The sequence below is a fragment of the Streptomyces sp. NPDC053493 genome, from assembly GCF_044544825.1.
In the GTDB taxonomy this organism is placed as follows: Bacteria; Actinomycetota; Actinomycetes; order Streptomycetales; family Streptomycetaceae; genus Streptomyces.
In genome coordinates this window covers 270,159-293,200 of sequence record NZ_JBITXS010000002.1, presented here as the reverse complement: position 1 = coordinate 293,200, position 23,042 = coordinate 270,159, and the positions used below count along the sequence as shown (strand labels likewise).

Sequence of the window (23,042 nt, the reverse complement as noted above, 5' to 3'; positions counted from 1 at the left end):
GCCTCCACGAAGGATCCGCAACGCGCATGACGAACCGTCACCACCGCACCGGTCCGCGCTTCGGGGTCAACTACACACCCAGCCAGGGCTGGTTCCACCACTGGCTCGACTTCGACCTCGACGCCGTCCGCGCCGACCTCGACTCCGTCGCCGCCCTCGGCCTCGACCACGTCCGCGTCTTCCCGCTCTGGCCGCTCTTCCAGCCCAACCGCGCCCTCGTCCGGCCCCGGGCCCTCGACCAGCTCGGCCGGCTCGTCGACGCGGCCGGCGAACGCGGCCTCGACGTCGCCGTCGACGGCCTCCAGGGCCACCTCTCCAGCTTCGACTTCCTGCCCTCCTGGACCCGGACCTGGCACCGCCGCAACCTCTTCACCGACCCCGAGGTCCTCGACGGCCAGAGCACCTACCTGCGCGCCCTCGCCACCGCCCTCGCCGACCGGCCAAACTTCCTCGGCATGACCGTCGGCAACGAGATCAACCAGTTCTCCGGCGACCCGCACCCCGACCCCGACCGCGTCACACCCGAGCAGGCCGAACGCTGGCTGCGCCGGATGCTCGCCGCCTGCGAGGAGGGCGCGCCCGGCCGCCTCCACCTGCACGCCCCGTACGACGCGACCTGGTACCTGGACGACCATCCCTTCACACCCGCCCACGCCGCCCGTCTCGGCGCCGCCACCGCCGTCCACTCCTGGGTCTTCAACGGCACCGCGCAGCGCCACGGCGCCGGCTCCGTCGCGGTCGGCCAGCACGCCGCCTACCTGATCGAGCTGTCCAAGGCCTGGGCCGAGGACCCGCGCCGCCCGGTCTGGCTCCAGGAGGTCGGCGCTCCCGCCCCGCACGTACCCGCCGACCAGGCGGCCGAATTCACCCGGACGACCGTCGCCGCCGCGCTCGACTGCCCCGATCTGTGGGGTATCACGTGGTGGTGCTCCCACGACGTCGACCGCTCGCTCGCCGACTTTCCCGAACTCGAGTACAGCCTGGGTCTGTTGACCAACGACCGGAAGGTCAAGCCGGCCGGCCGGGCGCTCGCGGACGCCGTCGCCGAGGCCCGGGGCGTGCGCCCGAACCCGGCGCCCCGGAGCACCGCCCTCGTCGTCGACCTTCCGGAGCACGCGGCGGGGCGCGCCGACTGCGGCCCCGGCGGGCCGTACTTCGAGGCGTTCATGCGGCTCGCCGGGGACGGCCGCCGCCCGGCCGTGGTCCTCGCCTCCCGCGCCCACGACTCCGCCCACCTGGCCGCCCGCGGCATCGCCGAGCTCGTCACCCCCGACGACCTCGGCGCCGCCCCGCGCGCCTGACCGCGCCCTACGCGCCGGGGGCCGTACCGCGCCGCCCGACTCCGTGCCGCGCGCCCGGCTCCGTACTGCCTGCCCGACCCCGCACCGCGCGCCTGACCGCGTCCCACGCGCCACCCACTAGCCGTGTCACCCGCCCCAGGGAGCCCTTCGCATGCATGACGACCGCAGCCTCGTCGAGTCCCGCCTCAAGCGGGTCCTCGACGAACGCATCCGACCGGCGATCCATCCCCTGTCCGTGCCGCTCCAGGCCGGCATCTGGACCGCGCCCGGCGAGCCCGTCCCGGTCGCCGAGGGCCTTGCCGCGCCCCGCACCCCGATCGCCGTCGGCGACGCCTGGGGCGCGCCCTGGGGCACCAGCTGGCTGACCGTCTCCGGCACCGTGCCGAAGGAATGGGCCGGCCGCACCGTCGAGGCCCTGATCGACCTCGGCTTCGACGCCAACATGCCCGGTTTCCAGTGCGAGGGCCTGGTCTACCGCCCCGACGGCAGCCCGGTGAAGGGCCTCAACCCACGCAACCAGTGGGTGCGGATCGCCGCCCCGGCCGCCGGCGGCGAGGAGGTGCTGCTGCACGTCGAGGCCGCCTCCAACCCGGTCATCCTCGACTACCACCCCTTCCTGCCGACGGACCTCGGCGACAAGGAGACCGCCGGCGACCGGCCGCAGTACCGGATCGCCCGCATGGACCTCGCCGTCCTCGACGAGACCGTGTGGGAGCTCGTCGCCGACCTGGAGGTCCTCGGCGAGCTCATGGCCGAACTGCCCGTCGAGGGCGCCCGCCGCTGGGACCTGCTGCGCGCCGTCGAACGCGCCCTCGACGCCATCGACCTCCAGGACGTCAACGGCACCGCCGCCGCGGCCCGCGCCGAGCTGGCCGGCGTCCTCGGCACGCCCGCCGAGCCCTCCGCCCACCGCATCAGCGCCGTCGGCCACGCCCACATCGACTCGGCCTGGCTCTGGCCGCTGCGCGAGACCGTACGGAAGGTGGCGCGCACCACCGCCAACATGACCGCGCTCCTGGAGGACGAGCCGGACTTCGTCTACACCATGTCGCAGGCCCAGCAGTACGCGTGGATCAAGGAGCACCGGCCCGAGGTCTACGCCCGCGTCAAGAAGGCGGTCGCCGAGGGCCGGTTCGTGCCGGCCGGCGGCATGTGGGTCGAGTCCGACACCAACATGCCCTCCTCCGAGGCGATGGCCCGTCAGTTCGTGCACGGCAAGCGCTTCTTCATGGACGAGTTCGGCGTCGAGAACCACGAGGCCTGGCTGCCCGACACCTTCGGCTTCGCCGGCGGACTCCCGCAGATCATCAAGGAGGCCGGCTCGAAGTGGCTGCTCACCCAGAAGATCTCCTGGAGCCAGGTCAACTCCTTCCCGCACCACACCTTCTGGTGGGAGGGCATCGACGGCACCCGGATCTTCACCCACTTCCCGCCGGTCGACACCTACAACTGCTCCATGCAGGGCAAGGAGATCGCCCACGCCGTACGCAACTTCAAGGACAAGGGCCGCGCCTCGCACTCCCTTGCGCCCACCGGCTGGGGCGACGGAGGCGGCGGCACCACCCGCGAGATGATCGCCAAGGCGGCGCGACTGCGCGACCTGGAGGGCTCGGCCCGGGTCCGCTGGGAGCGGCCCGCCGAGTTCTTCGCCAAGGCGCAGGCCGAGTATCCCGATCCGCCCGTGTGGGTGGGCGAGTTGTACCTGGAGCTGCACCGGGCCACGCTCACCAGCCAGGCCCGCACCAAGCAGGGCAACCGGGCGAGCGAGAACCTGCTGCGCGAGGCCGAGCTGTGGTCCGCCACCGCCGCCGTACGCACCGGGCTGCCCTACCCGTACGAGGCACTGGACCGGATCTGGAAGACGGTGCTGCTGCACCAGTTCCACGACATCCTGCCGGGCTCCTCCATCGCCTGGGTGCACCGGGAGGCCGAGCGCACCTACGCCGCCGTCGCCGAGGAGCTCGGCGCCCTCGTCGACCGGGCCCAGCGCGCCCTGGCCGGGCAGGGTGACACGGAGGTCGTCTTCAACGGCGCACCGCACGCCCGCGCCGGTGTCCCCGCCGGTGGCGCCCGGCGCGCCGACGTCCTGCCCGCCCCGGCCGTACGCTGCACGGCCGAGGCGCGAGGCGACGGCGGCTACGTCCTCGACAACGGGCTGCTGCGGGCCACCGTCGACGGCCGCGGACTGCTCGTGTCCCTCGTCGACCTCGCCACCGGACGCGAGAGCGTCGCTCCCGGCGCCGCCGCGAACCTCCTCCAGATCCACCCCGACTTCCCCAACATGTGGGACGCCTGGGACGTCGACCGCTTCTACCGCAACACCGTCACCGACCTCACCGACCACGACGCCCTCACCCTCGCCGCCGACGGGCCCGACGCCGTGACCGTCCGCGTCACCCGCTCCTTCGGCTCCTCCACGGCCGTCCAGACCCTCACCCTCACCGCCGGCGCCCGGCGGCTCGACCTCGACACCGAGGTCGACTGGCACGAGACCGAGAAGTTCCTCAAGGCCGCCTTCCCGCTCGACCTGCACACCGACCGCTACGCCGCCGAGACCCAGTTCGGCCACCTGCACCGGCCCACCCACACCAACACCAGCTGGGAGGCAGCCAAGTTCGAGGCCTGCAACCACCGGTTCGTGCACCTCGAGGAGCCCGGCTTCGGCGTCGCGCTCGTCACCGCCTCGACGTACGGCCACGACGTCACCCGTAAGGTCCGGCCCGCCGACCACGGCACCACCACCACCGTCCGGGCCTCGCTGCTGCGCGCGCCCCGCTTCCCCGACCCGCACACCGACCAGGGCCTGCACCGCTTCCGGCACGCCCTCGTGCCGGGCGCGGAGATCGGCGACGCCGTCCGCGAGGGCTATCTGATCAACCTGCCCGAGCGGCGGGTGCCGGGCGGCGCCGACGTGGCGCCGCTGGTGAGCGTGGCCGACCCGGCCGTGGTGGTGAGCGCCGTGAAGCTGGCCGACGACGAGAGCGGCGACGTCGTGGTCCGGCTCTACGAGGCCCGCGGCGGCCGGGCCGCCACCCGCCTCACCGCCGGCTTCGCCCTCGCCGGGGCGCGGCGGTGCGACCTGCTGGAGCGTCCCCGCGACGAGGAGGCACGGGTGGAGGGCGACGAGGTGATCGTCGAGCTGCGCCCCTTCCAGCTGCTGACGCTGCGGCTGGCCCGCGCCTGACCCGTCGGGGGTTACCCCTGGTCACCGACCCGGCCCGCCGCCTACTCTTGCGCCCTGATCCGTCGGGGCGCGAGAAGCGGGGGAAGCCATGGGTGTGCTGCCGGAAGGGCTCGACGAGGCGATACGCGGCACCGCGCGGGACATCGCCGACGTGCTGCGGCGCGCGCCCGACACCGGGCTGCCGGTGCCCCGGCTGACGTGGACCGTCGGCGAGACCGCGGCCCACCTGGGCCAGGCCAACCTGCTGATGGCCGAACTCGCCGCCGGGCACCACCGCCCGTACGCCGACGGCACCGCACAGGGCATCGCCGCCGCCAACGAGGAGGCCCTGGCGGCCTTCCCCGAACGGGCCGCGGGTCCGCTCGCCGACCTCATCCACGACCAGGCCCTGGCCTTCCTCGACGCCGTCGAGGAGCGCGCGCCCGACGAGACCGTCGAGACCCCGATGGGCCCGCTCGACCCGGCCCGCCTCGGCGCCTACCTGCTCACCCACATGCTCGGCCACGGCTACGACCTGGCCCGGGCCCTCGGCCGCCCGCACATGCTGGACCGCACCCGGGTCGAGCTGACCCTGCCGTTCATGGTCGCCGCGATGCCCCGGGTCGCCCACCCGGCCGCCGTCGCCGGACTCACCGCGCGCTACCGCGTACGGCTGTGGGGCGGCGCCCAGTTCGGCGTGACCGTCACCGACGGGACGGTCACGACCAGCCACGGCGCGCCGGACCGCCCCGACTGCACCCTCCTGACCGAACCGGTCGCCTTCCTCCTCCTGGCCCTCGGCCGCATCGACCCGGCCCCGGTCATGGCGACCGGCCGCGCCCTCGCCTGGGGCCGCAAACCCTGGCTCGGCCCCCGCTTCCCGCGCCTCTTCGTGGCGCCTTAGGCCGGGCTAGGCCGGCTGCTCCACCCGCGCCTGGTGGACCCGCAGGTGCAGGGTCGCCAGGTCGAGGAGCGGCGTCGGCACGCCCAGGGCGCGGGCGCGGGAGACCAGGTCGCCGAAGAGGTGCTCCACCTCGGTGGCACGGCCGGCCGTGAGGTCGCGGTAGAGCGAGGGCACCATGGGCGAGCCGGTGGCCGTCACCACGTCCAGGGCGGCCCGCCGCTCCGACTCCGGTACGGGACGGCCCGCGGCGGCGGCCACGGCGGAGGCCTCGTCGAGCAGGCCCGTCGCCAGCTCCGTGCCGCCCGGCGCCGCGTTGACCTCGCCGACCGTGCCGCGCATCAGGGCGGTGAGCGCGCCGAAGGTGGTGATGAAGACCCACTTGTGCCACATCGCGGTGATCACGTCCTCGGGCACGCGCGTGTCGATGCCCGCGTCGGTGAAGACCTTGCGGATCTCCTCCACCCGCGCCGACACGGTGCCGTCCAGCTCGCCGACGGCCAGCTGCGCCAGCGGCGCGAGCCGCAGGATGTCGCCCTGCGCGTCGAGCGTCGTCACCACCTTCGACACCCCGCCGAGCACCCGCTCCGCCCCGAAGCGCCCGGTGAGCACCTCCAGGTGGGCGAGGCCGTTGAGCTGTGGCACGACGGCCGTGTCCGGGCCGACCGCCGGGGCGAAGTCGGCCATGGCCGGCGCGAGCGCGGTCGCCTTCACCGAGAGCAGCACGACGTCGTACGGGACGGGCGCGGCGGCCAGCTCGGCCGCGGTGAGCAGCACCGGGTCGAGCTCCCACACCTCGTCCCGGCCCACCACCCGAAGCCCGCGCCGGCGCAGCGCGGCGGCGCGCTCCGGCCGTACGAGGAAGGTGACGTCCTGCCCGGTGCGGGCGAGCATGGCGCCGAAGTAGCCACCGGTGGCACCGGCGCCGACGACCAGGATCCTCATCGTTCTACGACCTCTCGTGGGGAGTGACGGGGAAGGAGCGGGGTGAGCAGCCGGTGCGGGCGGCCGAGCGCCGCCGTCACCGGATCGGCGTCCGGCCCGGCGGGGGCCAGCCCCGGACCGGGCGCGACGACCAGGTCGCCGACGGGCACCTCGGCGCCGCAGCCGGAGCAGCGGCCGTCGTCGCCGACCGGGGCGTCGTCGGCGGCGTGCAGATGGACGCGCCGCGGACCGCCCGCGGAGGGATAGAACAGGTCGCCCCACTCGCTGAGCGCGCGAACGGCCGGCCACAGGGCGAGGCCCTTGTCGGTGAGCACGTACACCTCGCGCCGGCCGGTGTCCGGGCGGCGTTCGAGGACGCCGGCCCCGGTGAGCGTGGCGAGCCGGTCGGTCAGGACGGCGCGGGGCACCGAGAGGTGCGCGGCGAACTCGCCGAAGCGGCGCACCCCGTAGAACGCGTCCCGCACGATCAGCAGCGTCCAGCGCTCGCCGACGATCTCCATCGAACGGGACAGGGCACAGGTCTGCCCGCCGTAGTCGCGCGGAAGTGTCATGCACAGACCCTATCCCAAAGAGTTCGGTGACTGAACCATCAGTTGGCGTGAGCGCCGTTCCGCCGCCCGCCGGTTAGGCTCTGCGCACGATGAACAGCCCCAAGGACCCGGAGCCCAAGGCCGACAAGGCGGGCGTACGACGGCACAACCTGAGCCTCGTGCTGCGCACCGTGCACGAGGCCGGCGAGACGACCCGCGCGGCGGTCGCGGCCCGCGTGGGCCTCACCCGCGCGGCCGTCTCCTCGCTGGTCGAGCAGCTCCTCGAGCGCGGGCTCCTCGTCGAGTCGGGCAAGACCTTCAGCGGCCAGGCCGGACGCCCCGGCACCGTCCTCAAGCCCGCGCCCACCGGGCCCGCCGGCCTCGGCGTCGAACTCAACGTCGACTACGTGAGCGTGTGCGTCGCCGACCTCACCGGCGCCGACCGCGTCCGGCGCACCCTCGCCCTCGACAACCGCGCCCTCGCCCCGGTCGAGGTCCTGCGCCGGGCCGCCGCCGTCACCGCCGAGGTCCTCGCGGAGGCGGCGCGGCAGGACCTGCGGCCCACCGGCGTACGCCTCGCGCTTCCCGGCCTGGTCTCCGGCGGCACCGTGCACCAGGCACCCAACCTCGGCTGGAACCGGGTCGACGCCGACGCCCTGTTCGCCCGCGCGCTGGTCGCCGCCCGCCCGGCCGGCGCTCCCGCGCTGCCCGTCGCCTCCGACAACGAGGCCAATGTCGCCGCCCTCGCCGAGCTGTGGTTCGGACACCTCGGCGACCTCGGAGACCAGGGCGGTGTCCGCAGCTTCCTCCACGTCACCGGCGAGATCGGCGTCGGCGGCGCGATCGTCCTCGACGGCGAACTCCTGCGCGGCGCCCACGGCTTCGCCGGCGAGATCGGCCATGTCACCGTCGTCCCGGACGGCCCGCGCTGTCGCTGCGGGTCCAGCGGCTGCCTCGAACGGTACGCGGGCCAGACGGCGCTGCTGCGGTCCGCCGGGGCCCGCGACGTCGACGGCCTCGTACGGCGCGCGCGGGACCGGGAGCCGCGGGCGCTGGCCGCGCTCGACGAGGCGGGCCGGATGCTCGGCGTCGCGCTCGCGGGCGCGGTGAACCTGCTCGACCCGCAGGCCGTCGTCCTCGGCGGCATCTACCCGCGCCTGATGGCCTGGCTCGCCCCGGCGGCCGACGCCGAACTGGCCCGTCGTGTCGTCTCCGGCCTCTGGGCGCCCGCCAAGGGCCGCCTGCGCGCAGCCTCCAGCACCGCCGACGCCGCCCGCGGCGCGGCGGCGCTGGTCCTCCGCGACGTCCTGGCCGACCCGCTCACGTACGGCGGCTGACCCCGTCCCCGGTCCCGTCCCCGGCCCCGCGCGGCTACCCGTACGCCGCCCACGCCGGGCCGTTGTCAGTGGTCGCCCCTACCGTTTCGGACATGACGACGAAGACCTATCTGGAGCTGTCGCAGGACGGCGGCGGCGCGCACAAGTTCTACGAAGTGACGGTCCAGGGCACGGTGGTGTCGGTCCGTTACGGGCGGATCGGCGCGGCCGGGCAGACCCAGACCTCGACGTTCCCGACGGCCGAGAAGGCCAAGGCGGCGGCGGCCCGGAAGATAGGCGAGAAGGTCCGCAAGGGATACGCGCCGGCCGTGCGCGGACAGCGCGCGCCCCGCGCCGTCAGCCGTCGGGCCGTCGCGTCCGCGCCCTCCACCGCCCGCGCGACCGCTCCCGTCCTGTGGCGCCTGCGCACCGGCTCCGCCGCCTTCGGCATCCACGTCGACGACGAGCGCTGCTGGGTCGGCAACCAGGCGGGCGAGGTCTTCACGCTCGCCCACACCGGCGAGATCCTGGCCCGCTACAGCCTGCCCGACGGCGTCAAGTGCCTGGTCGCGGACGACTTCTGGATCTACGCGGGCTGCGACGACGGCCGGGTCTACGACCTGTCCGCGAAGCTGCCGTTCGCCGCGTACGACATCGCCTCCGACGTCGACATCTTCTGGCTCGACATCCACGAGGGCGTCCTGAACGTGGCGGACCGCTCCGGCCGGCTCACCGTCATCGACCACGAGGACGAGCACCAGTGGTCCCGCGGCGGCCGCGGTGAGCACGCCTGGATGGTCCGCGCCGACTCCGACGCCGTCTACTACGGCGACAGCCACGGCGTCACCGCCCATGCCCCGGACGGCGGCCGCGAGCTCTGGCACACCGCCACCGAGGGCGGCGTGCTCTTCGGCTGGCAGGAGGACACCGCCGTCTACGCCGGCACCGGGCGCCGGAAGGTGCAGCGCCTCGCCAAGAAGGACGGCCGGACGGAGGCGGTCTACCGCTGCGACGGCGTGGTGTACTCCTGCGCCACCTCGCCCGGCGGCCGGTTCGTCTTCGCCGGCGACAACGCCTCCTCGGTCTACTGCTTCGCCGAGGACGGCACCCGGCTGTGGAAGCTGGGCACCGGCGCGGGCTCCGCGCTCTCCATGCAGTACCGCGACGAGCGGCTGTATCTGGTGACGACGGACGGCTCGCTGCTGTGCGTCGACGCGAGCGAGGCGGCCGTCACCGCCGCCCAGCAGGGCACCGTCCCGGTCGCCCAGGACATCAAACTCGCCGCCGCGCTGCCCGCGTACGCTCCCGCGACCACGGTCGCCGCCGTCGACGCGGTCCGCGCCGCCCCGGCCGGCTCGATCGTCGTCGAATGCGTCCAGGAAGGCGGCAGGACCCGCGTCCACGTGGTGACCGAGGGCTACGAGCGCGGATGGAACGTGCAGTTCCCGCGCGCCATCCGCGAGCCCGGCGCCCGCTACGTCGTCGACTCCCTGCACGCCGCGTCCGGCGGCTTCTACCGCGTCCGCGGCGACATCCGGAGGCTGCTGTGAGCGACGGGGCCTTCGCCGCGGCCACCGGCGACGGGCCGCCGCCGCCCGGCGGGAGCGCGGCCGAACAGCGCTCGCGGGAGGTGCGGGCCGCCTTCGAAGGATTGCTCCAGATCCGGCGTATGACCAACCGGCAGGGCAGCGATCCGGCCGCCCTGCCCGCCGAATGGGAACGCCGGCAGCCGGTACGGGCGGTGGCCCTGGCCCTGGAGGCCGCCAAGCGGCCGCCGTCCGCGGTCGACGCCGCCACCGGCGACCGGGTCGCCACCGGCTATCGCGTCACGGCGGGCGAGCGCCCCGGCACCGCCGTCGTCGAATGGCTCGGGCCGCCCGGCTCGGGCGCCTCCCACGAGGCCGACGCGGCCCTGACCGCCTGCGCCGCCGCCCTCACCCGCCTCGGCTGGGAGGCCCTCCTCTACCGCGGCCCCCGCGGCCGTCGCCGCCTGGAGGTCGAACCGGCCGGTCCGGCCGGATGACCGGATGAGCGGAGATGTCCTCGCCGCCGCAGGTCGTGGCGGCCCTCAGGCCGTGGCGGCGCCTCAGGTCGTGGCGACCAGGACCTCCTCGGCAGTGGAGGGCCGTAGGCCGTCCGGGCGGCCGGCGAAGTAGCGGTCGGCGAGAGCGTCGGAGGAGACGTGCCGGGCCTCGCGGAAGCCGGCCTCGACGGCCAGCGACACCAACTCGGCCGGAGAGAAGAAGGAGACGAACGGCGTCCCGGCGGCCCGCGCCGCGTCCAGGGTGGCCCGCATCCCGGGCTGCTCCTCCGGGGCCACCTGGTCGAGCGGCCGCATGAAGGTCATCGCGAGCGTGGAGCCGGGCGCCAGCGCGGCGATCTGGCGCAGGGTGGCCGCGTTGGCCTCCCGCGTGAGGTAGAGGGAGACACCGGCGGAGGCGACGACGGCCGGCCGGGCCGGATCGAAGCCGGCCTTCACCAGGTGCTCCCACCAGGAGTCGCCCGCCTCGAAGTCGACCGGGACGAAGCGGAGCCGGTCCTCGCCGACGTCGAGGCCGAGTTCGGTCAGCCGGCGGCGCTTCCAGGCCTGCGGCCCGGGCCGGTCGACCTCGAACACCCGCAGCCCGTCGGCGACGTCCGGCCGGCGCTGGGCGAAGGTGTCCAGGCCGGCGCCCAGCACGACGTACTGCGTGACTCCCTCCCGGGCCCGCTCCTCGACCAGGTCCTCCACGAAACGGGCGCGGGCCACGATGGACGCCCGCATACGGCCGGTGGCGCGCGGGTCCATGTCCGGCCGCGCGGTCCAGCCGGCGTCCGGCGCGGCCAGGCGCAGGCCGGTGTCGTCCTCCAGGACGTGCGGCGGCGCGTCGGCCCGCAGGTGCAGGGCCCGCCACAGGGCGACCCGCAGGGCCGTGCTGTCCGCCTCGTGCGGCGCGTCCGCCTCGTGCGCGTCGTGGGCCTGGTGGGCGTCCATGGTGCTCTCTTCCGTCGTGGGACCGTTGTTCACGTGTCCCACGCTAGGAAGCCGGACGGGCTCCGCGCTTCTCCGATATTGCGGTGATCGTCCTGAGCCGGCGTCAGGCGATCGACGCGGACATGACGGCGGCCACCGCGAGGTTGCAGGACGCCGTCACCCACACCGCCGGGTGCGGCTCCGGGTCCACCAGCGTCCTGCCCAGCTTGCCCGGCGTGACGAGGTCCACCACCCAGAACGCCACCGCCATCATCGCCAGCCCGAGCAGCCCGAACGCGGCCGTGGAGACGAGGCCCTTGGCGAAGTCCTCGTACGTCGTCCAGATCGAGGTGAAGACGATGCCGCCTATGCCGAGCAGCGCGGAGCTCAGCAGGACCGCCGCGTTGCGGTTGCGGTCCTCCCAGATCTGCCGGCCCAGCTTGCCGGGAGTCAGGAGGTCGACCAGGACGATGCCGAGGATCAGCAGGACGACGCCGAGGGCGCCGTACGCTGCGGTCCGGCCCAGGCCGTTGACGATGTCGCTCATGAAGGTGCCGGCTCCGGAGTGAAGTGATCGCGAACGATCGTGGTCAAGGACCGGCAAAATGTAGCGCAGGGCCGCGCGGCCGGGGCCGGGCGGCCCCGCGGGGCCTCGCGCAGGGCGGCTTCAGGCGCCCGGCGGAAGGTCCTTGGCACGCGAGCGCACCTGCACGGCGGTCACGATCTCGGCCACGCCGACGGCCACCAGCCAGATCCCGCCGAGCAGGGTGAGCACCGCCGCCGACTCCAGCGGCGAGACGATGAGCACGACGCCGGCGAGCGCGCTGACGACGCCCAGGAAGATCTGCCAGCCACGGGCCGGCATCAGCGGATCGGAGGCCGCGGCCACGGTCTGCGTGATGCCGTGGAACAGCCAGCCGATGCCGATCCACAACGCGAGCAGCACGGCCGACCGCAGGGTGTCCTTGAAGCAGAACAGACCCAGCAGGATCGACAGGGCGCCGCTGATGAAGGCCATCACCCGCAGCGCCGTCTGCCCGTGCGTACCGAACGCCGCGACCAGGTGGAGGATGCCGCTGACGAGCAGATAGAGGCCGAACAGGACACCGGCGACCAGCAGCGACTGACCCGGCCACACCAGTACGAGGACGCCCAGGATCATGGCGACGATCCCGGCCACCAGCAGGGCCTTCCAGGCCCAGCCCGCCAGCATCCCGAGCGGCCCCGGCGGCAGGTCCGTCCGCCCCGGCCCCTCGTGCTGCGGGCTCGCGTGCGTCTGAGCCATGACTTCTCCCGCTCTCTCCGGCCGGCGCCCGTCACCGGCGCTCTCACTTAAGCAACAGCGGACGAAAGCCGCAAAACATGACCTGGATGGACGAGTAACGCACGAGGTGAACGGGCGGGGCGGCGCACAGTGGAGAGGAACGTGGAGGGCGCGCGCATCCGCCGCGCCCGCGTCCCGACCGGGAGAAGCCCATGACCGCTCTCAACCGCCGTGACCTCGGCCTGCTCGTCCTGCGCGTCGGCACCGGCGCCGTGCTCGCCGCGCACGGTGCCCAGAAGCTGTTCGGCTGGTTCGGCGGCGGCGGCATCGAGGGCACCACCCAGGCGATGGAGGCCATGGGCTTCACGCCGGGCCGGCCGAGCGCCGTCGCCGCCGGGCTCGGCGAGGCGGGCGGCGGCGCGCTGCTCGCCCTCGGTCTCGCCACCCCGGCCGCCGGCGCCGCCGCCGCGGGCGCCATGGCCGGCGCGGTCGCCGTGCACGCGCCCGCCGGCTTCTTCGCGATGAGCGGCGGCTACGAGTACCCGGCCTTCCTCGGCTTCACCGCCGCCGCCATCGGCGTCACCGGCGCCGGCCGCTACTCCCTCGACCACGCCACCGGACACGTGGTGGACCAGCCCTGGGTGGTCGCCGCCGCCTTCTTCGGGACGGCGCTGGCCGCCGCGGCCGTCGTCGGGCGCCGGGCCCAGGCCGTCGCGCAGCCCGAGCCCGACGAACCGGAGCCCGAGCACATCCACGCCCGCGAGACGGAGGGATGACGCCGTGAAGGCGATGGCCGTGCCGGAGTACGGAGGCCCCGAGCGGCTCGCCCTCATGGAGCTGCCCGAGCCCAAGGTCGCGCCCGGCGAGGTGCTCGTGCGGGTCAGGGCCGCGGGCGTCAACCCGGTCGACTGGAAGATGGCCGCCGGCGGGCTCGACCCGATCATGGTCAGTCACTTCCCGCTGATCCCCGGCTGGGACGTCGCCGGCGTCGTCGAGCGCAACGGCCTCGACTCCACCGAGTTCGCGCCGGGCGACGAGGTGTTCGGCTACATCCGCAAGGACAGCGCCGAGCACGGCGGCTACGCGGAGCAGGTGGCCGTGGCCGTCCGCATGCTCGCCCGCAAGCCGCGGGCGCTGAGCTGGGAACAGGCCGCCGGCCTCCCGCTCGCCGGACTCACCGCGCTGCAGTCCGCCGACCGGGTCGGCGCCGGCGAGGGCGACACCGTGCTCGTCCACGCGGCCGCCGGCGGAGTGGGCTCGCTCGCGACCCAGCTGCTGGTCGCCCGCGGCGCCCGGGTCATCGGCACCGCGAGCCCGGCCAACCACGACTTCCTGCGCGAGCTGGGCGCCGAACCCGTCGCGTACGGGCCGGGTCTCGCCGACCGCGTACGGCAGCTCGCGCCGGACGGCGTCGACGCCGCGCTCGACTACATCGGCGGCGAGGCCCTCGACGTGTCGGTCGAGTTGCTGCGCTCGCCGGAACGGCTGGCGTCCGTCACCGACCACCGGGCGGCGGCCCTCGGCGGCCACTACGTGTGGGTACGGCCCGACGGCGCCGGCCTGTCGACGCTGGCCGCGCTGGCCGACGAGGGCAGGCTCTCCGTCTTCGTGGAGAAGGTCCTGCCGCTGCGCGAGGCCGCCGAGGCCTGGCGCCTCAACAGCGAGGGCCACACGCGCGGCAAGCTGGTCCTCTCGGTCGGCGACTGACTCACTCCCGGGCCCTGACTCCCGGGCCTTGACTCCCGGCGACCGGCTCCGGGCTCCCGACTCCCGTACGGCCGAGTAGGGTTGCGTACGGGATGATCCGCAGCCGCTCCGGCGCTACGGGGAGAGCAGGGGAGAGCCGCGACATGCGCGACGCACGCGACGGAAGGAACGGGTGCCGGCCATGAAGATCGACCTCACGGACACCAACTCCAGCAAGATCAACAAGGCGATCCTGGAGGCCCGCAGGGCCGTCGGCACGCCCGCCGTCGGCATGGTCCTCACCCTCGTCATCGTCACCGACGAGGAGAACGCCTACGACTCCGTGAAGGCCGCCAACGAGGCCTCCCGCGAGCACCCGTCCCGCACCCTCGTCGTCATCAAGCGCCACGCCCGCTCCCCGCGCGCCCGCAACGAGCCGCGCCTCGACGCCGAGGTGCGCGTCGGCACCGACGCGGGCGCGGGCGAGACGGTGCTGCTCCGCCTGCACGGCGAAGTGGCCCGCCGCGCCGACTCCGTCGTCCTGCCGCTGCTCCTGCCGGACGCGCCCGTCGTCGTGTGGTGGCCCGTCGACGCGCCCGAGGTGCCCTCCAAGGACCCGCTCGGCTCCCTCGCCCAGCGCCGCATCACCGACGCGTACGCCGTCGAGGACCCGCTCGGCGCGCTCGCGGCCCGCGCCGCGGCCTACGCCCCCGGCGACACCGACCTCGCCTGGACCCGCCTGACGCCCTGGCGCTCCCTCCTCGCCGCGGCCCTCGACCAGGCCCGCGCGACGGTGACCTCGGCCGCCGTCGAGAGCGAGGCGGAGAACCCGAGCGCGGAGCTCCTCGCCCGCTGGTTCGAGGAGCGCCTCGACGTCCCGGTCGAACGGGTCGTCACCGACGGCCCGGTCGTCACGGCCGTCCGCATGGGCACGCCGGACGGCGAGATCCGCATCGACCGCCCCGAGGGCCCCGTCGCCCACCTGGCCATCCCGGGCCAGCCCAGCCGCGTCATGGCCCTCAAGGTCCGCACCACGGCCGAACTCATCGCCGAGGAACTCCGCCGCCTGGACCCCGACGAGGCCTACGAGGCGGCCCTCCGCCACACCCGCTAGCCGCCGCTCCGCCACCCGTGCCGGCTGCGCAGAGTGGCCGCCCCTGATGCCGGACCGGACATGGCATGTTCACGCGGCGTTACGATCATCGCCTTTGCCGATCTCCTCGAAGGGGAAGCGATGAGACTACGCGGATACCTGGCGGCCTTCGTGGTTGCCCTCTCCGTCGTCCTGATGGTGGGCCTGGCCCAGAGCGGGGCGGACCTGCTTCGGGCGGACCGGGCGGTGACGGACACGAAGCGCACGGCGGTGGGCGCGGAGGTGTGGGACGCGGGGCCCGGAACCCAGGTCCAGCTCCGGGCGGTCACCTTCAACATGTGCGGTGGCAACTGCAACGGGGGCGGTACCGATCTGCTGCCCCACATCGAGAGTGAGATCGCGAGGTTCCAGCCGCCGGCACACCTGATCATGCTGCAGGAGGTGTGCTACTCGCAGTTCGAGTGGTTCCAGAGCAGGTACAAGGACACCTACGAGTTCAGTTTCACGCCCATGCTCACCAACTACCCGTCCTGTGGTGCGTCCGACTGTTCGGTGAACATGGACAGCGACCCGAACAACGACGACAACCGCTGCTGGATCGGCCAGGTCCTGGGTGCCCGTGGGACGTTGGGCCTCAAGAAGGAGATCTCCCTCGGCGGCGAGAACCACCAGCTCGACAACAACGGCAAGCCGCTCCCTCTGCCGCGGACGTTCAACGCCCTGTGCCACGACGTGACCCTCGTCGGCGTCCCGGGGAAGGTGAAGGGCTGCAGCGTGCACCTGTACGCCTACTACGACGCCAAGGGCGTCGGCGACCGGGCGCGTTCCGCGCAGGCGGCGCGTCTCGCCTCCGAACTCGACGCGGACATCGACGCCGGCAAGGTCGTCGTGGTGGGCGGGGACTTCAACGCGGTCCCGCAGCCGCACAAGGTCCCGGTCCTGGACAGCTTCTACCGCCCCGGCGCCGCGCCGGGCGGCGGCATCGGCCGGTTCTACGAAGCCGACACCACCGACGACCGCGACCCCGACGGCACCGGCCCCGAACCCGTCATCTGGACTCAGACGGACCCGGACTGCGTCGCTCCCGCCGACGAGACCTGCCGCAGCGGCCAGTCCACGGTCGTCGACGTGTCCCCGACGGAGCCGCGCAACAGCAAGATCGACTACCTCTTCTTCTCCGAGGCCACCGGACGCGCGACGCTCAGCGCCGGCGTCTACGCCATGTACTTCGGCGATGCCGCGCGCACGGGCGTCAAGTACAAGCCGGAAGAGGCCGCCAGGGACTCCAAGGGCGACTACCTGAAGCTGTCGGACCACGCCTTCTACCGCGGTTGGGCGACGGTCACCGTCTCCTGACCCACCGATAAGGGGCGACCCGCGACCCGGCCGGCGGCCCGTACCGCACGACGTGTGCGGCACGGGCCGGCCCACGCCCGAACGCGAGGCGAGTCCGTCCGGCAGGAAGTCGTGAAGCGGATCCGGGCCCGGCCGGCGGGTGCCGGCCCGGGCGCCGGCCCGGGCCGCGGGCGTCAGGCGGGACGGCGGTGGAAGACCATCACGAAGTCCGCCATCCGGCGCACCCGCGGCACCTCGGGGTCCGGCAGCGCCCGCAGCCGGTCGCAGGCCTCGGCGACGAGCGGCAGGTCCTCGTCGCGGACCTGCCAGGCGCCGGTGAAGAGGCGGCCGCCCTCGATCGAGTCGGCCATCGAGGCCGGGGAGACCCGGAAGGTCGTGGGGCGTTCGCTCGCCGTGCCCTCGTAGTCGAGACCGTGGGCGGCGGCGAGCGGAGCGAGGAGTTCGGGGCCGTCCTGGCGGGCGCCGTCCGGGTCGAGCCGGTCCTCCAGGGCGCCGACGATCCGACCGATGTCGTCCGTCGGGCGCATGCCCCGGGCCGGGATGACCAGATACCGGCCTCCGGGCCGCAGCACCCGCGCCACTTCGCCGAACACCGCCCGCGGGTCGGGGCCCGCGTGCAGCAGCCAGGTCGACACGGCCTGCGCCACCGAGCCCGTACGGACCGGCAGCCGTCCCGCGTCGCCGACCGCCACCCGCGCGCCGAGCCGCTCCCGTGCCTTGGCCAGCATGCCGGGAGACAGGTCGACACCGCACACCCGGTGCCCGCGCGCGGTCAGTTCGGCCGCCACGATCCCGGTGCCCACGCCGATGTCGAGCACCGGCTCGGCCGGGTCGAGCAGCGGCGCCAGCTGCGCGGCGAAGACGGCCGCCCGGGCCGTCCCGCCCCGCGAGGCGTCGTACGTCGGCGCGATCGCGTCGAACGCGGCGGTACGGCTCATGCCCGGCCGTCCTCGGCGGACGCCGGCGCCGGCGACGGAGTGAAGCTGACCGGCAGCGTCGCCATCCCGCGCAGGATGCCCTCGCGCCGCGTCAGGTCCTCCTCCGGGTCCGTCAGCCGAAGGTCAGGGAAACGCCGCAGCAGCGTGCCGAACGCGATCCGGGCCTCCGCGCGGGCCAGCGGCGCGCCCAGGCAGAAGTGCATGCCATGGCCGAAAGCCAGCTGTTGCGGCATCTCGCGACGCGTCACGTCGAGGATGTCGGGCCGGTCGAAACGGCCCGGGTCGCGGTTGGCGGCCGCCAGACCGATGATGATCATCTCGCCGGCCGGGATGGTGACGCCGCCGATCTCGTAGTCGTCCACGGTGAAGCGGGCCACCCCGCGGCTCACCGGGCCCTCGTACCGCAGCAGTTCCTCGATCGCGCCCGGCAGCAGCGACGGGTCGTCGCGCAGGATCGCGAACTGCTCCGGCTGGCGCAGTAGCGCGTGCACGCCGTTGGCGATCAGGCTCGCCGTGGTCTCGTGCCCGGCGAGCGTCAACAGGATCGCCATCGCGGTGAGTTCGCGGTCGCTGATCCGCTCCTCGGCCTGCGCCGCGCACAGCGCGCTCAGCAGGTCGTCGCGCGGCTCCTTCTTCCGCAGCGCGATCAACGGCTCGTAGAACTCGGTGAGTTCGGCCCGCGCCTTCGCGCCCTTCGCCAGTCGCTCCGGCGTGTTGGGCGGCATGATCAGGCCGACCGCCAGCTTGGCGAAGTCCGGCTGGCCCTCGGCCGGGATGCCGATGAGCTCGCTGAGCACGGCCATCGGCAGCGGCAGCGCGAACTCGGCCACCAGATCGGCCGTTCCGCGGCCCGCGAAGCGGTCGACGAAGGCGTCGGTGTGCGCCTGTATGCGCGGGGCGAGCGCCTCGACGCGGCGCGCCGTGAACGCCTTGGACACCAGGTTGCGCAGCCGCGTGTGGTCTGAGCCGTCGGCCACCAGCATGCTGGCCATCAGGACGTTGGTGCGCTCCTGGTGGGCCATCTCCTCGGCGAGGCCGTTGACTCCGGCCGGGCTGCTGCTGAGCCGCGGGTCGGTGAGCGCGGCCACGGCCTCGTCGTAACCCGTCACCATCCACACTTCAAGGGTCGGATTCAGCCGAACCCGCTGCACCACTCCGTGTTCCCGGATCCGCTCGAACAGCGGGTAGGGATCGGGCTGTTGGGCGACGTTGAGCGGCACGTCATGGACGATGGTCTGGCCTTGCTCCGACATCCGCTACTCCCCGTGAACGGTGGGAAAGATCTGTGGCAGGTAGTCATACCAGCCACGAAAGTTGCGTGGTAGCGTCACCGGCGTTCCACCCGGAGAATTGCCCGCGGAGCGACGCAGCCCACCGGCGAAACGTTTGTTCCGCACAGCTCGACCGAAGCATTTACGGCCTCAACCAGGCCATACTGCGCAGGGGGAGGCGTTTCGTGGCACAGGTCGACCAGACGGCGACGACCGATCCGATACGAGGACTGGCCCGCCCGGACGTCCTCCGCGACCCGTATCCGGCATATGCCACGTTGCGTGAAACCACCCCTGTCTTCTGGCACGAACCGCTCGGCTCCTGGGTCCTCACCCGGCACGCCGACTGCCTCGCCGTCCTCACCGACAGCGCTCGCTTCGCCTCCGACTGGCGCCGCGCCGGCGAGGACATCCCGGCCCCGCTGCTCAGCGTCCAGACCCTCGACCCGCCCGAGCACACCGCCATCCGGCACCTGCTGCTCGACGGCTTCCGCGCCCAGGACCGGCACGCCCTGCACGAGCGCCTCGACCACCAGGTCAAGGAACTCCTCGCCGAACTCGCCGGGCGGCCCTCCTTCGACCTCGTCGGCGAGCTCGCCGAACCGCTCGCGCTGCGCTTCGTCACCGCGTTCCTCGGCGTCCCGGCCCCCGACCTCGACTGGTTCGTCCCCATGTCCCGTACCGTCGTCGACGGCATGGACGCGGGACTGTGGCCCGAGAAGCACGAGCCGGCCGTCGCCGCCCGCGCCGAACTCGCCGCCTACGCCGGCGGCTGGCTCGCCGACCCGCCCGAGCACGGCCTCATCGGCTACGTCGCCGCCCACGCCGACGACAGCGGCGTCGACCCGGCCGTCCTGCGCAACAGCCTGCGCGCCGTCCTGCACGCCGGCTACGAATCGGCCTCCCGCCTCCTCGGCAACGCCGCCGCCGCGCTGCTCACCACACCCGGCGCCCTCGAGGACTTCCGCGCCGCCGGCCCGGCCACCGCCGTCGACGAACTCGTCCGCTACGACGCACCCGTCCAGGCCGACGCCCGGGTCTGCGTCACCGACACCGAACTCGCGGGCGTCACCCTCAAGGCGGGCGACCCCGTGACGCTCCTCCTCGGCGCGGCCAACCACGACCCGCTGCGCTTCGCCCGCCCCACCGAGCTGCGACTCGACCGCGCCCCGAACCCGCACCTCGGGTTCGGCCGCGGGGCCCACGCCTGCCTGGGCGCGTCCATGGCGATCCGGCTCGCCGGATCGGTCCTCGGGACCCTCGCCACGGACCATCCCGGCGCACGGGCGGTCGCGGAACCACACCACCGGCGCAACCTCACCCTCCGCGGCCTGGACCGCTTCGAGGTGACGCTGCGCCCTGCCACGGGGGAGGAGGACCGGCCATGAAGTACTGGCACTGAGCCCACCGAGCCGAGTGATGCCCGCCCTTCGTTCGGGGGAGGAGGTACGGACATGAAGTACTGGCACTGAAACTGAGGGCAGCGCCACCCGCCCGAGCGGCGGCCGGCGCGCCATGACCCACGGCCCCCGCGCGCGACCTCGCGCGCGGGGGCCGTCGGCTGTCCCGGGCTATCCCGGCAGCAGACGCGCCCGCCCGGCCGGCAGCTTGGCCCACCAGTGCGCGTAACGCCGGTAGAGCCACGGATCGCGCGCGGCCAGCAGCGCGTGCAGCGACCGCGCCTCCTCGGCGAGCGCCTCCCACACCGCCGCCGGCAGCTCGTGGAAGGCCGCCGCCTCGATCCCGCCCTCGACCGGCCGCCACACGCCCGCCACCCGGCCGTCGACCAGCAGCGTCGGCAGCACGTCGCCGTTGGCCCGGATCACCACCCGGCGGTACTCCGCCGGTATCACCCGGCTGCGGTCCGCGTACGCGAGCAGCACGCTGTCCCACATGCCGAGGAGCCGCGGCGGCGCCGGCGCGTCGCCGTCCGGCCGTACGGCTCCGGGCACGTCGAACAGCTCGACGCCGCCCGGCCCTTCGAGCCGCTCGACCGCGCCGTCCGCCAGCTCACGCAGCACCCGGCGCACCGGCGCCCGCCGCACCATCGCGAACTGCGCCACATCCGCGACCGACGCCGGCCCGAATGCCGCAAGACAGCGCAGCACGAGCCGCTCCAGCGCCCCGGGCACGCCCTCCTTGCCGCCCGCCACCGGGCCGCCGCCGGCCGCCACGTACGAGGGCCGCTCGCCGAACGACCAGGGCCCGCCGGTCGGATGGTGGTGCAGCGGCGCGTACCCGCGCAGCCCCCACCAGGCGCCTTCCCGCGCCGCCTCCCCGACCCGCTCCTCCAGCCACCGCCTGATCTCGGCACCGCTCCGCGGCTCCGCGGCGAACTCCAGCAGTCCCGGCACCAACTCCCGCACCTCGGCGGGCGGAAGCCCGGTCCGCGACCCGAGCCGCGCGGCGTACAGCGTCGGCTGCATCGCCTCCCGGAACACCCGGTAGTCCTCCGCGTGCACGGCGTGCAGCGTGATCCGCATCAGCGTCGCCTTCACCACCTCACGCCGGGCGAAGACGCCGTCCGCCTCGGCCGGGTCGAACCCGACGAGCCGGTTCCACAGCGCCAGATACGCCGAACCGCCGTGCTGCGCCTGCACGGCGACGACCCGCCGCACACCCTCGGCGACGCCGACCGGCGCCCGCTCGAGCAGCAGCTGGCGGCCCAGGGTGGCCCGGTTGAGTTCCCGCTCGGTGATCTTCACCTGCCCCATTCTCCCGGCCCGCCGGCGGTCGCCGGCGGGCGGGGGAGAGGCGGCGGCTCGCCCAGGCGCCCGCATGGTGCTGTTGAGCGTTGTCCCAGGTCGTAGCCTTGGGGCGATGCGCGCGTCGGGACCGACGGGCGCAATGACCGTGACCCTAGGGGGACTTCGTCATGTCCAGGATTCTCGTCGCCGCCACGCCCGTCTCCGGGCACCACGGGCCGCTGCTGCAGATCGCGAGCCATCTGTCGCGGCTCGGGCACGAGGTGGTGTTCCTCGGCGGGGCGCGGTTCGCCGAGCAGGTGCGGGCGGCGGGGCCGGAGTTCAGGGCGCTGCCCGCGGAGGCGGACTACGACGACCGGGACTTCTCGGCGCGGTTCCCGGAGCGGGACCGGGTGCCGGCCGGACCCGAGCAGACCATGTGGGACGTCATGCACGTCTTCGGCGACCCGACGTCCGCGCAGCACCGGGCGCTGAAGGACGTGCTGGCCGGCTTCCCCGCCACCGCCGTGCTCTACGACAACCTCTTCTTCGGCGGTGTCGCCCTGTCCCTGAGCGGCGCTCCCGGCACCCGGCCCGCCACGTACAGCGTCGGCATCTCGCCGCTCGGCGTGGAGAGCCGGGACACCGCGCCGCACATCCTCGGCCTGCTGCCGCCCACCGACGACGCCCAGCGCGAGCAGTACGCGGCGATCGCCGCGCGAATGGCGGACCTGCGGGCCCCGCTCGTCACCCACCTGCGCGGCTGCTTCGACGCGGCCGGCGTCACCCTGCCCGACGGACCGCTCGGCCGCACGCTGACCGACAGCGCCGACCACTTCCTGCAGCTGACCGTCCCCGGCTTCGAGTACCCGCGCAGCGACCTGCCCGCCGGCGTCCGCTACATCGGGGCGATACCGATCCCGGCCGCGGCCGGGCAGGAGCCGCCCGCCTGGTGGCCCACCCTGCTGAGCGCCCGCGCCGAGGGACGGCGGATCGTCGTGACGACCCAGGGCACCCTCGCCAACACCGACCTGAACCGGCTCGTCGTCCCCACCGTCCGCGCCCTCGCCGACCGCGACGACCTCCTCGTCGTGGCCGCCACCGGCCGCGCCGACGCCGCCGAGCGGTTCGCCGCCGCGCTGCCCGAGGTGCCCGGCAACGCCGTCGTCGCCGGCTTCGTGCCCTTCGCCGACCTGCTGCCGCTCGCCGACCTCCTCGTCACCAACGGCGGCTACGGCGGCACCCAGGCCGCCCTCGCGCACGGCGTCCCGCTCGTCGTCGCGGGCGACTCCGAGGACAAGCCGGAGGTCGCCGCCCGCGTCGAGTGGACCGGCTCCGGCATCAACCTCCGCACCGCCGCGCCCTCCGACGAGGCCCTGCGGACGGTCGTGGACACCGTGCTCACCACGCCCTCCTTCCGCGAGCGCGCCGGTGAACTCGCCAAGGAGTACGCGGCGCACGACGCCCTGGCCCTGATCGACGAACTGGTGAGGCGGACCGACGCCGGCTGAGACGGGCGCGGCGGCGGCTGATCCGCCGCCGCCGGGCGGGGCCTCCGCCGGGCGGGGGCGGGCCGGGCCTCCGCCGAGCGGGGCCGGGCGGGGCTCCGCGTGCGGGGCACGGGCCCGGGGCTCGCCGTGC

20 protein-coding genes are annotated in these 23,042 nt (G+C 74.3%); 12 read left to right on the top strand and 8 right to left on the bottom strand.

From position 1 onward, the window contains the following. Positions 1–26 precede the first annotated feature (26 nt). The 3 genes from ACIGO8_RS06995 (at position 27) to ACIGO8_RS06985 (ending at position 5,368) form a co-directional block, all read left to right on the top strand. Positions 27–1,301 (top strand): glycosyl hydrolase, encoded by a 1,275-nt coding sequence (locus tag ACIGO8_RS06995; RefSeq protein WP_399725085.1) that lies wholly within the window; start codon positions 27–29, stop codon positions 1,299–1,301. A 151-nt stretch (positions 1,302–1,452) separates the two neighbouring features. After that, positions 1,453–4,485 (top strand): alpha-mannosidase, encoded by a 3,033-nt coding sequence (locus tag ACIGO8_RS06990; protein WP_399725082.1) that lies wholly within the window; start codon positions 1,453–1,455, stop codon positions 4,483–4,485. An 88-nt stretch (positions 4,486–4,573) separates the two neighbouring features. Beyond that, on the top strand, positions 4,574–5,368 hold the full coding sequence (locus tag ACIGO8_RS06985) for a maleylpyruvate isomerase family mycothiol-dependent enzyme (protein ID WP_399725079.1): 795 nt from the start codon (positions 4,574–4,576) through the stop codon (positions 5,366–5,368). Positions 5,369–5,374: 6 nt separating this feature from the next. On the opposite strand, the gene ACIGO8_RS06980 is transcribed toward ACIGO8_RS06985, so the two are convergent. Both ACIGO8_RS06980 and ACIGO8_RS06975 read right to left on the bottom strand, forming a co-directional pair. Beyond that, positions 5,375–6,310 carry a ketopantoate reductase family protein gene (locus ACIGO8_RS06980; RefSeq protein ID WP_399725076.1) on the bottom strand — a complete coding sequence of 312 codons (936 nt, stop codon included), beginning with the start codon at positions 6,308–6,310 and terminating at the stop codon, positions 5,375–5,377. After that, entirely contained in the window at positions 6,307–6,861 is a 555-nt protein-coding gene (locus ACIGO8_RS06975) for a winged helix-turn-helix transcriptional regulator (RefSeq protein WP_399725073.1), read from the bottom strand. The genes ACIGO8_RS06980 and ACIGO8_RS06975 overlap by 4 nt, the downstream gene beginning before the upstream one ends. Before the next feature lie 89 nt (positions 6,862–6,950). Here ACIGO8_RS06975 and ACIGO8_RS06970 point away from each other — a divergent pair, with 89 nt between their 5' ends. From ACIGO8_RS06970 to ACIGO8_RS06960, 3 genes are all read left to right on the top strand, one after another. Next, positions 6,951–8,177, top strand: coding sequence for an ROK family protein (locus ACIGO8_RS06970; protein ID WP_399725070.1), 1,227 nt, complete (start codon positions 6,951–6,953; stop codon positions 8,175–8,177). Positions 8,178–8,269: 92 nt separating this feature from the next. Beyond that, the gene (locus ACIGO8_RS06965) at positions 8,270–9,706 is read left to right on the top strand and encodes a WGR domain-containing protein (protein ID WP_399725067.1); all 1,437 of its coding nucleotides are present in this window, start codon (positions 8,270–8,272) and stop codon (positions 9,704–9,706) included. Continuing rightward, on the top strand, positions 9,703–10,179 hold the full coding sequence (locus tag ACIGO8_RS06960) for a hypothetical protein (RefSeq protein WP_399725064.1): 477 nt from the start codon (positions 9,703–9,705) through the stop codon (positions 10,177–10,179). The genes ACIGO8_RS06965 and ACIGO8_RS06960 overlap by 4 nt, the downstream gene beginning before the upstream one ends. 63 nt (positions 10,180–10,242) lie before the next feature. Here the strand turns inward: ACIGO8_RS06960 and ACIGO8_RS06955 are convergent, their stop codons facing one another. From ACIGO8_RS06955 to ACIGO8_RS06945, 3 genes are all read right to left on the bottom strand, one after another. Then, positions 10,243–11,130 (bottom strand): class I SAM-dependent methyltransferase, encoded by an 888-nt coding sequence (locus ACIGO8_RS06955; RefSeq protein ID WP_399726763.1) that lies wholly within the window; start codon positions 11,128–11,130, stop codon positions 10,243–10,245. A 103-nt stretch (positions 11,131–11,233) separates the two neighbouring features. After that, a complete protein-coding gene (locus tag ACIGO8_RS06950; protein ID WP_399725061.1) occupies positions 11,234–11,656 on the bottom strand; it encodes a DUF350 domain-containing protein in 423 nt (140 codons plus the stop codon). A 120-nt stretch (positions 11,657–11,776) separates the two neighbouring features. Beyond that, entirely contained in the window at positions 11,777–12,394 is a 618-nt protein-coding gene (locus ACIGO8_RS06945) for an HdeD family acid-resistance protein (protein ID WP_399725058.1), read from the bottom strand. 191 nt (positions 12,395–12,585) lie between these two features. Between ACIGO8_RS06945 and ACIGO8_RS06940 the strand changes: the two genes are divergently transcribed. The 4 genes from ACIGO8_RS06940 to ACIGO8_RS06925 all read left to right on the top strand — a co-directional run bounded on the left by ACIGO8_RS06940 (position 12,586) and on the right by ACIGO8_RS06925 (position 16,508). Next, entirely contained in the window at positions 12,586–13,149 is a 564-nt protein-coding gene (locus tag ACIGO8_RS06940) for a DoxX family protein (protein ID WP_399725055.1), read from the top strand. A gap of 4 nt (positions 13,150–13,153) precedes the next feature. Further along, positions 13,154–14,080, top strand: coding sequence for an NADP-dependent oxidoreductase (locus ACIGO8_RS06935; RefSeq protein WP_399725052.1), 927 nt, complete (start codon positions 13,154–13,156; stop codon positions 14,078–14,080). A 181-nt stretch (positions 14,081–14,261) separates the two neighbouring features. After that, positions 14,262–15,173 carry a glucose-6-phosphate dehydrogenase assembly protein OpcA gene (opcA, locus tag ACIGO8_RS06930; RefSeq protein ID WP_399725048.1) on the top strand — a complete coding sequence of 304 codons (912 nt, stop codon included), beginning with the start codon at positions 14,262–14,264 and terminating at the stop codon, positions 15,171–15,173. A gap of 120 nt (positions 15,174–15,293) precedes the next feature. After that, a complete protein-coding gene (locus ACIGO8_RS06925; RefSeq protein ID WP_399725045.1) occupies positions 15,294–16,508 on the top strand; it encodes an endonuclease/exonuclease/phosphatase family protein in 1,215 nt (404 codons plus the stop codon). Positions 16,509–16,681: 173 nt separating this feature from the next. Here the strand turns inward: ACIGO8_RS06925 and ACIGO8_RS06920 are convergent, their stop codons facing one another. Continuing rightward, on the bottom strand, positions 16,682–17,446 hold the full coding sequence (locus ACIGO8_RS06920; protein WP_399725042.1) for a class I SAM-dependent methyltransferase: 765 nt from the start codon (positions 17,444–17,446) through the stop codon (positions 16,682–16,684). Continuing rightward, the gene (locus ACIGO8_RS06915) at positions 17,443–18,699 is read right to left on the bottom strand and encodes a cytochrome P450 (RefSeq protein WP_399725039.1); all 1,257 of its coding nucleotides are present in this window, start codon (positions 18,697–18,699) and stop codon (positions 17,443–17,445) included. Before ACIGO8_RS06915 ends, ACIGO8_RS06920 begins: the two co-directional genes overlap by 4 nt. A 203-nt stretch (positions 18,700–18,902) precedes the next feature. On the opposite strand from ACIGO8_RS06915, the gene ACIGO8_RS06910 reads away from it, so the two are divergent. Further along, positions 18,903–20,105: a cytochrome P450 gene (locus ACIGO8_RS06910; protein ID WP_399725037.1), complete on the top strand. Its 1,203-nt coding sequence runs from the start codon at positions 18,903–18,905 to the stop codon at positions 20,103–20,105. 183 nt (positions 20,106–20,288) lie between these two features. Here the strand turns inward: ACIGO8_RS06910 and ACIGO8_RS06905 are convergent, their stop codons facing one another. Then, entirely contained in the window at positions 20,289–21,431 is a 1,143-nt protein-coding gene (locus ACIGO8_RS06905) for a winged helix DNA-binding domain-containing protein (RefSeq protein ID WP_399725034.1), read from the bottom strand. 161 nt (positions 21,432–21,592) lie between these two features. Between ACIGO8_RS06905 and ACIGO8_RS06900 the strand changes: the two genes are divergently transcribed. Beyond that, on the top strand, positions 21,593–22,912 hold the full coding sequence (locus ACIGO8_RS06900) for a glycosyltransferase (RefSeq protein ID WP_399725031.1): 1,320 nt from the start codon (positions 21,593–21,595) through the stop codon (positions 22,910–22,912). Positions 22,913–23,042 lie beyond the last annotated feature (130 nt).

What these genes read in the sequence shown, in the direction of transcription:
- ACIGO8_RS06995 (WP_399725085.1), top strand. Translation starts at nt 27, where the DNA reads ATGACGAACCGTCACCACCGCACCGGTCCGCGCTTCGGGGTCAACTAC.
- ACIGO8_RS06990 (WP_399725082.1), top strand. Translation starts at nt 1,453, where the DNA reads ATGCATGACGACCGCAGCCTCGTCGAGTCCCGCCTCAAGCGGGTCCTC.
- ACIGO8_RS06985 (WP_399725079.1), top strand. Translation starts at nt 4,574, where the DNA reads ATGGGTGTGCTGCCGGAAGGGCTCGACGAGGCGATACGCGGCACCGCG.
- ACIGO8_RS06980 (WP_399725076.1), bottom strand. Translation starts at nt 6,310, where the DNA reads ATGAGGATCCTGGTCGTCGGCGCCGGTGCCACCGGTGGCTACTTCGGC.
- ACIGO8_RS06975 (WP_399725073.1), bottom strand. Translation starts at nt 6,861, where the DNA reads ATGACACTTCCGCGCGACTACGGCGGGCAGACCTGTGCCCTGTCCCGT.
- ACIGO8_RS06970 (WP_399725070.1), top strand. Translation starts at nt 6,951, where the DNA reads ATGAACAGCCCCAAGGACCCGGAGCCCAAGGCCGACAAGGCGGGCGTA.
- ACIGO8_RS06965 (WP_399725067.1), top strand. Translation starts at nt 8,270, where the DNA reads ATGACGACGAAGACCTATCTGGAGCTGTCGCAGGACGGCGGCGGCGCG.
- ACIGO8_RS06955 (WP_399726763.1), bottom strand. Translation starts at nt 11,130, where the DNA reads ATGGACGCCCACCAGGCCCACGACGCGCACGAGGCGGACGCGCCGCAC.
- ACIGO8_RS06950 (WP_399725061.1), bottom strand. Translation starts at nt 11,656, where the DNA reads ATGAGCGACATCGTCAACGGCCTGGGCCGGACCGCAGCGTACGGCGCC.
- ACIGO8_RS06945 (WP_399725058.1), bottom strand. Translation starts at nt 12,394, where the DNA reads ATGGCTCAGACGCACGCGAGCCCGCAGCACGAGGGGCCGGGGCGGACG.
- ACIGO8_RS06940 (WP_399725055.1), top strand. Translation starts at nt 12,586, where the DNA reads ATGACCGCTCTCAACCGCCGTGACCTCGGCCTGCTCGTCCTGCGCGTC.
- opcA (WP_399725048.1), top strand. Translation starts at nt 14,262, where the DNA reads ATGAAGATCGACCTCACGGACACCAACTCCAGCAAGATCAACAAGGCG.
- ACIGO8_RS06925 (WP_399725045.1), top strand. Translation starts at nt 15,294, where the DNA reads ATGAGACTACGCGGATACCTGGCGGCCTTCGTGGTTGCCCTCTCCGTC.
- ACIGO8_RS06920 (WP_399725042.1), bottom strand. Translation starts at nt 17,446, where the DNA reads ATGAGCCGTACCGCCGCGTTCGACGCGATCGCGCCGACGTACGACGCC.
- ACIGO8_RS06915 (WP_399725039.1), bottom strand. Translation starts at nt 18,699, where the DNA reads ATGTCGGAGCAAGGCCAGACCATCGTCCATGACGTGCCGCTCAACGTC.
- ACIGO8_RS06905 (WP_399725034.1), bottom strand. Translation starts at nt 21,431, where the DNA reads ATGGGGCAGGTGAAGATCACCGAGCGGGAACTCAACCGGGCCACCCTG.
- ACIGO8_RS06900 (WP_399725031.1), top strand. Translation starts at nt 21,593, where the DNA reads ATGTCCAGGATTCTCGTCGCCGCCACGCCCGTCTCCGGGCACCACGGG.